The 9883-nt window shown below is 70.8% G+C and carries 8 protein-coding genes; 3 read left to right on the top strand and 5 right to left on the bottom strand.

Translation table 11 applies throughout. The features are described from left to right. Window positions 1-14: 14 nt before the first annotated feature. The 3 genes from ACIQM3_RS34195 (at window position 15) to ACIQM3_RS34185 (ending at window position 2969) form a co-directional block, all read left to right on the top strand. Window positions 15-467 carry a GNAT family N-acetyltransferase gene (locus tag ACIQM3_RS34195; RefSeq protein WP_401631365.1) on the top strand — a complete coding sequence of 151 codons (453 nt, stop codon included), beginning with the start codon at window positions 15-17 and terminating at the stop codon, window positions 465-467. Between the two features lie 99 nt (window positions 468-566). Beyond that, complete coding sequence (locus ACIQM3_RS34190) at window positions 567-1625, top strand: VWA domain-containing protein (RefSeq protein WP_401631362.1); 1059 nt, start codon at window positions 567-569, stop codon at window positions 1623-1625. Window positions 1626-1901: 276 nt separating this feature from the next. Beyond that, window positions 1902-2969, top strand: a complete 1068-nt coding sequence (locus ACIQM3_RS34185; RefSeq protein ID WP_401631359.1) for an NlpC/P60 family protein — start codon at window positions 1902-1904, stop codon at window positions 2967-2969. Window positions 2970-3032: 63 nt separating this feature from the next. Here the strand turns inward: ACIQM3_RS34185 and ACIQM3_RS34180 are convergent, their stop codons facing one another. The 5 genes from ACIQM3_RS34180 to ACIQM3_RS34160 all read right to left on the bottom strand — a co-directional run bounded on the left by ACIQM3_RS34180 (window position 3033) and on the right by ACIQM3_RS34160 (window position 9870). Beyond that, window positions 3033-4088, bottom strand: coding sequence for a hypothetical protein (locus ACIQM3_RS34180; RefSeq protein ID WP_401631357.1), 1056 nt, complete (start codon window positions 4086-4088; stop codon window positions 3033-3035). A 29-nt stretch (window positions 4089-4117) separates the two neighbouring features. Continuing rightward, window positions 4118-5398: a TRAP transporter large permease subunit gene (locus ACIQM3_RS34175; RefSeq protein WP_401631354.1), complete on the bottom strand. Its 1281-nt coding sequence runs from the start codon at window positions 5396-5398 to the stop codon at window positions 4118-4120. A 4-nt stretch (window positions 5399-5402) separates the two neighbouring features. Next, the gene (locus ACIQM3_RS34170; protein ID WP_401631351.1) at window positions 5403-5993 is read right to left on the bottom strand and encodes a hypothetical protein; all 591 of its coding nucleotides are present in this window, start codon (window positions 5991-5993) and stop codon (window positions 5403-5405) included. Beyond that, window positions 5990-8119 (bottom strand): hydantoinase/oxoprolinase family protein, encoded by a 2130-nt coding sequence (locus tag ACIQM3_RS34165; protein ID WP_401631349.1) that lies wholly within the window; start codon window positions 8117-8119, stop codon window positions 5990-5992. The genes ACIQM3_RS34170 and ACIQM3_RS34165 overlap by 4 nt, the downstream gene beginning before the upstream one ends. Before the next feature lie 140 nt (window positions 8120-8259). Then, complete coding sequence (locus tag ACIQM3_RS34160; RefSeq protein WP_401631346.1) at window positions 8260-9870, bottom strand: FAD-dependent oxidoreductase; 1611 nt, start codon at window positions 9868-9870, stop codon at window positions 8260-8262. Between the last annotated feature and the right edge of the window lie 13 nt (window positions 9871-9883).

Here is a 9883-nt window from a genome sequence, read left to right as displayed (position 1 = left end):
CAGACTCCGTCGGCATGAGTGAACAGGTGCGTCTGAGAGATGTCGATGAGTCCGATCTGGAGGTGTTCTTCGCGCAGGAGCACGACCCGGAGTCCGTGCGCCGGTCGAACTTCCCGCCCCGGGAACACGAGGCCTTCATGAGGCACTGGAGGACGAAGGTCCTGGGCGAGCCCTCCAACCTGGTGCAAGCCGTCACCGTGGACGGGGAGCTCGCGGGCAACCTGGTGGCGTGGTGGGAGGAGGACCGGCGCTTCATCGGGTACTGGCTCGGCCGGCAGTACTGGGGCCGGGGCATCGGCACCCAGGCGCTGGCTCTCTTCCTCGACAGGGAGACGGCACGGCCCCTGCACGCCGACCCCTTCGCGGGGAACACCGGCTCGGTGCGGCTGCTGGAGAAGCACGGTTTCCGTCGCACCGGGACGGTCATGTACGGCGAGCAGGAGCACATCATGCTGGTGCTTTCCTAGCCCGCCGACGCGAGGGTGACCGGCGGTCGAAGTCCGTTGTCAGTGGCTCCTCATACAGTGAACACATCACTCGGGGAGCTTCGGAGAAGGAGCGGAAACATGTCCGCCAACAAGATCCAGCACAAGGTGAACCACGTCGCGCTGGTAGTGGACAGTTCGGGTTCCATGTATCAGCACCAGGGCCAACTCATCCGCGTCGTCGACGAGTTCGTGGCCGGCCTGAAAGCCGAGTCGGACAACCTCGGACATGAGACCCGCATCAGCCTGTACTCCTTCGACCACAGGGTGGAGAACCTGGTCTGGGACATGGATGTGAAGCATCTTCCGTCCATGCGCGGTCTGTACAAGGTCAACAACGGCGCCACGGCCCTCATCGAGGCCTCCCTGAAGTCCCTGGACGACCTGGGGCACATCTGGGAGGAGTACGGCGAGCACAGTTTCCTCCAGATCGTGGTGACGGACGGCGAGGAGAACGCCTCCGGCGGGGACAGGCGGCACGACGGGGACATGTCCATACTTCGCCCCTGGCTCGACAGGATCACGGCGAAGATGGGCGGACTCCCGAGCCACTGGACCTCCGCGATCCTCGTCCCCAACTCCCTGGCGAAGCGGACCGCGCAGAACTACGGCTTCCCGGCGGGGAACATCGCCATCTGGGACGCCGATTCCCAGAAGGGCGTCGAGGACGCGATCGGCACCGTCCGCGCCGCCGCCACCAGCTTCCTGCGGGGCCGCGAGCAGGGCGTGCGCGGCACGAAGAACCTGTTCGCCGTCGGCCAGGACATATCGGTCGACGAGGTGCGGGCGAACCTCGAACCGGTCTCGGCCGACAGGTACCGGCTCCTGAAGGTCGACAAGGAGACCGAGATCCGTGCCTTCGTGGACTCGCATCCGGGAGTCACGTACCAACGCGGCTCCTGTTACTACCAACTGGGCACCCGGGTCCAGGTGCAGCCCGACAAGGAGGTCATCGTGGTCGAGAAGGACACCGACCGCGCGTACACGGGCGACGCGGCGCGCAGCCTCCTGTTCGGCACGGGCGTCCGCGGGACCGTCTCGGTCAAGGCGGGGAACAACCCCAAGCTGGAGGTGTACGTGCAGAGCCGCTCGGTGAACAGGAAGCTCAAGGCCGACACGCGCCTGCTGATCATGCTCTGACGTGCCGGTGAACGAGCCCCCTCCCGGACACGCCGTCAGGTCGTCCCCGCGCGGAGTGTGTTGACGGCGTGCGCTTGCCGCCCGTGTCGACATTCACGCTGTGAAGATTGCATGGATAACGGGATGGTTACTAAGGTCAGGTCTCGAACCTTCGCACGGTTGATTGCCCACCCGGGGTGACGGCGAAGGAACCGCCGAGTCCGTGACGTGCACGGAGCCGGGGATCACTTCCCCCACAGCCCGGTAGGCGGATCGAGGAAGAAGGAGCTCGCCTTCGTGGGGTCCCACCGTCGTCCCAAGCAGCCGAGCCGCGCCCGCGTGACCGTGCTCACCGCGACCGCCGCCGCAGCCGTGGCCCTGACCTCCCAGGCGGCGCACGCCGACCCCAAGCCGACCAAGAGCGAGGTCAAGGCCAAGGTCGACAAGCTCTACCACGAGGCCGAGGTCGCCACCGAGAAGGCCAACGGCGCCAAGGAGCAGCAGGACAAGCTCAAGAAGCAGGCCGACGCGCTCCAGGACAAGGTCGCCCGCGGCCAGGACGAGCTCAACACCCTGCGCGGTCAGCTCGGTTCGCTCGCCACCGCGCAGTACCGCTCCGGTGGTCTCGACCCGTCGGTCCAGCTGCTGCTCTCCTCGGACCCGGACAGCTTCCTCGACCAGGCCTCCGCGCTCGACCAGCTGTCGGCCAAGCAGGCCGAGTCGCTGCAGAAGATCCAGGCGAAGCAGCGCACCCTGGCGCAGCAGCGCAAGGAGGCGCAGGGCAAGCTCACGGCCCTCGCCGAGGTCCGCGAGACGCTGAACGAGAACAAGAAGAAGTCCCAGGGTAAGCTCGCCGACGCGCAGAAGCTGCTGAACACCCTCACGGCCGCCGAGCGCGCCAAGATCGCCGAGGACGAGCAGCGCGCCAGCCGCGCCGCAGGCGAGCGGGTCGACATCGGCAACAAGACCTCCACCTCGGGCAGCGGGCAGGTCGACCTCGGCAACGAGGTTCCCGCCTCCGCCCTCGGCGCCGCCGCCCTCCAGGCCGCCCACACCCAGGTGGGCAAGCCGTACGCCCGCATGGGCACGGGCCCCGGCTCCTACGACTGCTCGGGCCTGACCCAGTGGGCCTACGCCCAGGCCGGTGCACAGATCACCCGCACCACCTTCACGCAGATCAACCAGGGCACCCGCATCGCGCGCAGCCAGTTGAAGCCGGGCGACCTGGTCTTCTTCAACAACACCTCGCACGTGGGCCTCTACGCGGGCAACAACACGGTGCTGCACGCCCCGTACCCGGGCACGTACGTCCGCTACGAGTCGATGAGCACCATCGGCAGTTTCCAGGCCGCCGTGCGCATCTGACCACGCCCGGGGCCGCGCCTCCTGGAGAGCGGCGGCCCGTCCACGGACGGGCCGCCCCCTTCGCTACTTGCCGCGCGCGACGGCGATCGCGCCCTGGAGGCGCTCACCGGCTTCGTAGATCATGTACGGCACCCCGTTCTCCGTACCGAAACTCGGTGACGCCGTGCGGCCGTTGTCCGGGGCGCCGTTCATCGAGTCGTGGAAGACGCCCAGGTGGTCGCGGCGGGAGAAGTCGTTGCCGACCTCGGTGATCAGCAGGTCGCCGCCGCTCGCCTTGTCCTTGTTGTAGACGACGTACGCGCTGCCGCCCCGGGTGAGCAGATGCGGTCCGCCCACGTTGACCGCCCCGACCTCGGAATGCCGGATCAGCGGCTCCTGGTCGAAGGTCCAGTCACGCCCGTCGGCCGACCAGCCCCAGGCGATGTCCCGGTGGTTGCTGGTGTTGTTCAGCATGAAGAGCATCACGTACCGCGCGCCGCGTGCCGGCAGGTCGTGCCGGAACACCCGCGCGTAGGACGTCTCGGTGGACCCGGCAGGCAGCATCGAGGTGGAGAGCACGACCTTGTCGTACGTGAAGTGGATGCCGTCCTTGGACCGGGCGAGCCGGGTGGTGGTGTTCTCCCCGTGGAAGTACAGCCACATCTCCTTCTCGTCCTCGTTCCACAGCACGTGCGGGGAGGAGACGTGGCTGACCTTGTAGTGCGGCTGCCAGTCGTTGGTGACGAGCGGATTGTCCGGATGCTCGGTGAACGGGCCCTCCAGCGAGTCGCCGTAGGCCAGGCAGATGCCACCGGGCGCGTCGTGCGGCGCGTAGTAGAGGTAGTACCGGCCCAGGGCCGGGGAGATCCGGCCCACCGTGCCCCGGATGCACGGGAAGATGATCTCCCCGGTGGGGTTGTAGGCGAGGTCCTCGGGCCTCAGCAGGGTCCTGACGTAGGTGTAGTCGGGAAAGCCGCCGGGCGCCGCCGAGGCGGACGGCGTCGCACCCGCGCCGATGGCGAGGGCCGTGCCGGTGGCCGCAGCGCCGCGCAGGAAGACGCGGCGGGAGAGGAAGGGGGAGAGGGTGGGGTCCTGCTGCGGGATGGCGTGCGGCTCGTTCGTGTTCTGCGGCTCGTTCATGTTCTGACTCCGTCCCGGGAGTTGGGTGTTCAGAGGTAGGTGGCGGCCGTGACGCAGAAACCGCCGAGGGCCACGGCCCACACGTAGGGCAGGGTGCGCACCATCACCTGCTGCGGGCCGACGCCCGCGTACTGGGCGCTCCACACGGTCTGGGTGCTGGTGGGGTCGGCGACCCCGAAGACCTGGTTGTAGGAGGCGGCGATGCCGAGCACCGCGACCGCGGGGTAGATGCCGGCCGCGATGAGGACTCCGGCGATGCCCGCGCCGAGACCGTAGACGTTCAGCGGACCGCGATAGAGGCACAGCGGCACGAGCAGGGTGAAGACGAGGACGAACAGCACCGGGTTCTGCGGGCTGACGGCCTTCACCAGGGGTTCGAGCGCCTCGATCGCGCCGGGCAGCTTCACCGCGGCGAGGAGGATGCCGATGGCGATGAACAGCGCGATGGGCGGCGCGGCGACCTCGAACCCGCCGTAGAGGGTGCGCAGCAGCCGCTTGTTCATCTCACGCGGCCGGGTCGTGGTGACCAGGGCATAGAGCACGCCGCCCAGCAGCGAGGGGATGATGGCCACCTCGAATCCGAGGGCCAGGACCAGCGGCACGGCCGGGGTGAGCAGGGCGTACCAGGGCGCGTCGCCGAGCCGCTCACGGCGTGAACGCGGCTTGTCAGCGGCCGTCTTCAGCGACCAGGCGTGCTCGACGCCCCTGCGGCGGGACTCGATCAGCACGAAGGCGACGGCCGCGACCAGCGCGAGCGGGAACAGCTTCACCATGAAGCCGCGCACGGTCTCCACCGGCAGGTCCAGGGCGGTGGAGAAGAACTGCCAGATGGGCAGTTCGAACGGGACGCCCACGGCTATGCCCATCAGGATGGTGCCCGCGGCCGTGACCTTCGGGATGCCCACGGCGACCATCGCCGGGATCCCGATGATGCCGGCGAGCATCGCGGCGGGCGCCGAGCCCGTCACCGTGCCGATCAGCGCGGACACCGCGAGGACGCCGAGCGCCACGACCGTCGGCCGGTCGCCGCCGAACTCCACGATCTTGCGGACGATGGTGCCCGCGATCCCGGTCTCGTCGAGGAGCTTGCCGAGCCACGATCCGAGCAGCACCGCGATCATCGTGGAGGCGAGCATCGGGGCGCCCTCCTGGAGGACGGTGTCCAGGACGCTCTCCTTGCCGGTGAGCGGTGCCCCGGCGACGAACGCGATGACGACACCCAGCAGGACGAGGGCGAAGGCGGTGGGGAGTTTACGGGTGAGCATCGCGGCGACACCGGCCGCCATGACGATCAGGATGACTACGCCCATGGCGCTACTTCTCTCTCTGGGTCACGGCGTCGGCGAGCGCGGCCGTGAGGTGCAGGGGGCTGCGGCCGAGTCCGCAGACGGTACGGGCGTAGGCGTGGGCGGCGATCTCCTCCGCGCCCGCCACGTGCCCGAGGAGCCGGAAGCGGCCGGCGCGCAGGACCACATGGCCCAGGGCCTGCTTCAGCGCGCCCTTCGCCGGGCCGTGGTGGAGCTGTTCGTGCACCGCCTCATGGGCGAGCGCCGCCTCGCGCACCGAGCCGTGCGGGTACCAGTGCCGCCAGCCCCGCGCGTCGATCAGCGCCTCGGCCGCCGCGATCGTGTCGGTGTAGAGCTCCACGGCCGGAGCGGGCCGCGAGGTGTAGCGGGCCAGCAGGCCGCGCTCCAGGCCGTCGGCGCGCTCGGTGATCCTGGCCCGGCACGGCACGGGGGCCAGCGCCGAACCGAACGCCTCGGCCGTACGCGCCCAGTGGCGCAGCAGTTCCGGGTCGCGGCCCTCGTGGGTGGGGGTCGCGGCCAGTAGCCGCACCGCGAGACCGAGATCGTCGGTGTCCTCCCGGCCGGTGTTCTCCCACGAGGTCACCGCGGGCGCGTTCATATGCGTACCTCCAGCACGGCGACCACCGGTTCGTCGGCGCGGCGGGCGTCCAGCTCGCTGCGGGCGAGCGCGAGCAGCGGCTGCGGGTCCAGCACGCCCGACAGGTCCGCGATACGGGAGCCGAGCAGCAGCCGCACGGCCGGGGCGCGGACCCCGCCGTCGCCGTACGACGTGGTCTCGCGCACCAGCCGGGCCAGCACCTCGGGCGCCTCGGCGACACGCGTGGTCTCCACCCGCGCGTCGGAGACGTGCAGCCGGATCACCCCGTCGGCGTCGACGATCCGCACCGGGTGCCGGGTGGTGCGCAGAGGCCGGCGTATCTCGGCCCCGTACACCGTGTGGGCGGGGGTCCCGGCGAGGACCGTGACCCGTGACGGGTCGGTCCTGAGGCTGGCCGCCGCCGTGCGGAGCCGCTCGGCCTCGTCCGCGCGGTGCGCACGGTCCTGGGTGCGCAGTTCGGTGGCGCCGGTGGCCACGGCCCGTACGGTGCTCGTCTGCGGGTCGACGGTGACCTCGACCTCGACCCCGTCGGCCGCCGCGCCCTGGGCGATGACGGCGGCCTCCGCCTCGGCGCGTACGGCGAGTATCTGTTCCTGCCCCGCGCCGGGGATGATCCGCTCGACCTGCTCCCGCACCAGGGCGAGCGCCACCCCGATGGGGCTGATCACCTCGCTGTGCCGGGCGATGCGTCCCTCGAGACCGCTGACCGCGGCCAGGTGCGGGGTGACGGAGGCGGCACCGCCGCCGCCACCGACGAGGAGCGCGGTGTCCTTGTCCAGGCGGTAGTCCCGGATCATCGTGTCGACGACCGCCTCGACCTGTGCCGTCCCCGCGTCGAGGAGCCGTGCCGCGGCCGTGGCGGTGTCCACGCCGAGGGCCGCGGCGAGCGGGGCGAGCGCCGCGCGGGCGACCTCCTGGTCACTGCGGGCGAAGTCCCCCTCGGGGACCCGGCCCAGGGCGTTCGCCGCACAGGTCATGGTGATCGCGAAGCGACCGCCCGCCGCGTCGAGCACCGCGTAGTCCTCCGGGTCGCCCGCCATCGGACTGACGGTGGTGAGCCTCGCGTCCCGCAGGTCCTCCGCTGCGGCGAAACACGCGTAGGGCAGGCCCGCGATGTGAGCGCTGCGCGGTCCGACCCCGGTGACCTTGCCACCGCCGATCCGCACCATGGAGCCGCCGCCGACACCGACCGTGCGTACGTCCAGTGCGTTGAGGTAGGACTTCCTGCCGAGGATCGTGGCGTGCCGGACGGCCACCTTGCCGCGTCGCACGACGCTGATGTCGGTGGAGGTGCCGCCCGTCTCCAGGAACACGCCCTCGCTGATCCGTTCCTGCATCAGCGCACCGGCGACACCTGCCGCCGGGCCCGACAGGACCGTCAGCAGAGGCCTGCGCCGCATCTCGTCCAGGGACATCACCCCGCCGTCGCAGCGCATCACCATCAGCGGGGAGCCGACCCCGGCCTTGGTGATCGAGGCGTCGACGAGATCGGCGGTGGCGAGCATGCGCGGCAGGATCGCCGCGTTGACCACCGCGGTACGGGTGCGTTTGTGCAGCCCGTACAGGGAGGTGATCTCGTGTGCGGCGGTCAGCGGCAGCCCGAGGGAGCGGGCGGCCTCCATGACGGCCTGCTCGCCCTCCGGCCGGTCCACGCTGAACGGCTCCGTGGCGACCAGCACCTGGGCGCCGTCCTGGGCCAGCGCCTCGGCGGCACGCCGGACCGACGCCGCGTCGTCGGGGTCGGGGACATGGGCGTAGACGAGCGGAAGGGTCTTGCCCGGGGTGAGTTCGAGCTTGCCGAGCGCGGCGAGCCGGCGGGTGAGCGCGGCGGACGGGCCGCCACCGATCCCGATCAGCCCCACGGTGGCGACATCGCCCTCCAGCAGGGCGTTGGTAGCCTGGGTCGTGCCGTGCGCGAGGAAAGCGACGTCCTCCGGCGCGCGGCCGGTCTCTTCCAGCAGACGGTCGAGTGCTTCCACGATGCCGTGGGCCACGCCGTCCTCGTGATGATGGCTGGTGGGGACCTTCACCTGTCCCAGGAGTTCCAGGGTCGTGGCGTCGACAGCCACGGCGTCGGTGAAGGTTCCGCCCACGTCGATGCCGACGCGGATGCGGTGGGTGGTCATGGTTGGGCACCTCCTTGTGCGGGTGGGCAGTGCGCGGGCGGGCCGGGTGGGACAGGTGGAGCTGTCCCGCCCGGCATTTCCGTGTGGTGGAGCGCCGTTCAGGGGTGGTGACGGGCCTCCTCGCCCTTGGGCGGCCGTTCTCAGTAGCCGCGTACGTCGGGCCAGTGGCGCTGGACCCCGTTCGAGTCGAGCAGCCGGGCGAACTCCTCGAACCGCTTGTCGTCGGCCTGGACGGCGTGGGGTTCGACGCCCTCGGAGACACAGTGCGCGGCCAGCGCGCCCGCGACCTCGCCGATGTTCCACTCCACCGGGTGGAGCCGGTAGCAGCCGTTGGTGATGTGCGTGGTGCCGATGTTCTTGCCCGCGGGGAGGAGATTGCGGACGCGGCGCGGCACGAGCGCGCCGAGCGGGATCTCGAAGGGCACCGAGCCGATGTCGATGTAGTTGTCGCCGCCCGTCGAAGGGTGCAGGTCGATGCGGTAGTTGCCGACCCCCACCGAGTCCCGGTACGCCGTCCGCCCGTAGGGGCCGACGGCGTCGATCGCGACGTCCTGCTCGACGACGGTGGTGACGGCCTTGATCCGCCGCGACTCCCGGACGTAGGGCGCCTTGGCGAGCCCGTCGGCCGTACCCGTGACGTCGGGGCGCGGCCGCAGACCGGGAAAGCCGGTCCCGCCGTCCTCGCGTGGCGCCTCGGTCTGGAGCCAGTGGAGGACCGAGAGCGACAACTGCCGGGCCTCCGCGACCGCCTGGGCCGAGGTCTCCGGGCCGCCGCCGATCAGCGGCTTCAGCCAGTAGTCGTTGAGCGGCCAGTTGGCCAGGGTGACGTCGGAGTCGAAGGAACCGGGCCGGTGCATCTTGCGGGCCAGGATGCGGCGGAAGCCCCACAGCTCCTTGTCGCCCGCGTCGGCGCTCTGGTCGGCGTTGACGGCGAGCGGGTCGACCTCCGGGTTCGGCACGAACGTACGGGGCACGGCCTCCAGTGACCGCGGGTCCGGGGCGAGGAAGCCGAGGAGCGGGCCCGGCCAGAAGTCCGGCCGGTAGGAGCGCCAGAAGTCGTAGTCGGCGGGCCGGTCGATGACGTGGTTCTCGCCCTCGTGGTGGGAGACCGCGAAGCAGACGGTGATGCCCTGCTGGTTGAGGGGCTGCGCCTCCTCGGGGGCGTGCGGCTCCCCGAACTCGGCGCGCGACTCGGCGCCCACGGCGTGTTCGACACCGCCGAGTTCGAGGAGCTCACCGGTTTCCGTGGCGTCGATGACGTACCGCGCCCGGAGCGTGGTCCGGGACCCGTCGCGCAGACTCTCCAGGGTGACCGGGCCGATGACATCGTTGTCCGACTCGGCGGCGACCGCCCGGTGCTCGGTGAGCAGGGTCAGCCGCCCCGACGCCCGGTGGGGAGCGATCATGCCCTCCAGGACGGCGAGGGCGACCCGCGGCTCGTGGCAGAGCTTGCTGACCCGGCCGGCCCCCGGGTTGAGACCGGGCAGCGCGAGCGCCTCGGAGCGCATCGGGTACCACTGCCGGTAGTAGTCGCGGATGCCCTCGCGCAGCGCCCGGTAGGTGGCGGTGGTGCCGAACTGCTCCACCCAGGGGTGCTCGTCCGGCGGGACGGCCTGGCTGGTGAGCTGGCCACCGATCCAGTCGGTCTCCTCGGTGAGGACGACGGTCCGGCCGGCCCGACAGGCGGCGAGCGCGGCGGCGACGCCGCCCAGGCCGCCGCCGACGATGAGGATGTCCGGTTCGGGGATCACAGTTCTCCTTGTG

It is taken from the genome of Streptomyces sp. NPDC091271, assembly GCF_044757505.1.
In the GTDB taxonomy this organism is placed as follows: Bacteria; Actinomycetota; Actinomycetes; order Streptomycetales; family Streptomycetaceae; genus Streptomyces.
This window is presented reverse-complemented; position numbering and strand designations above follow the sequence as displayed.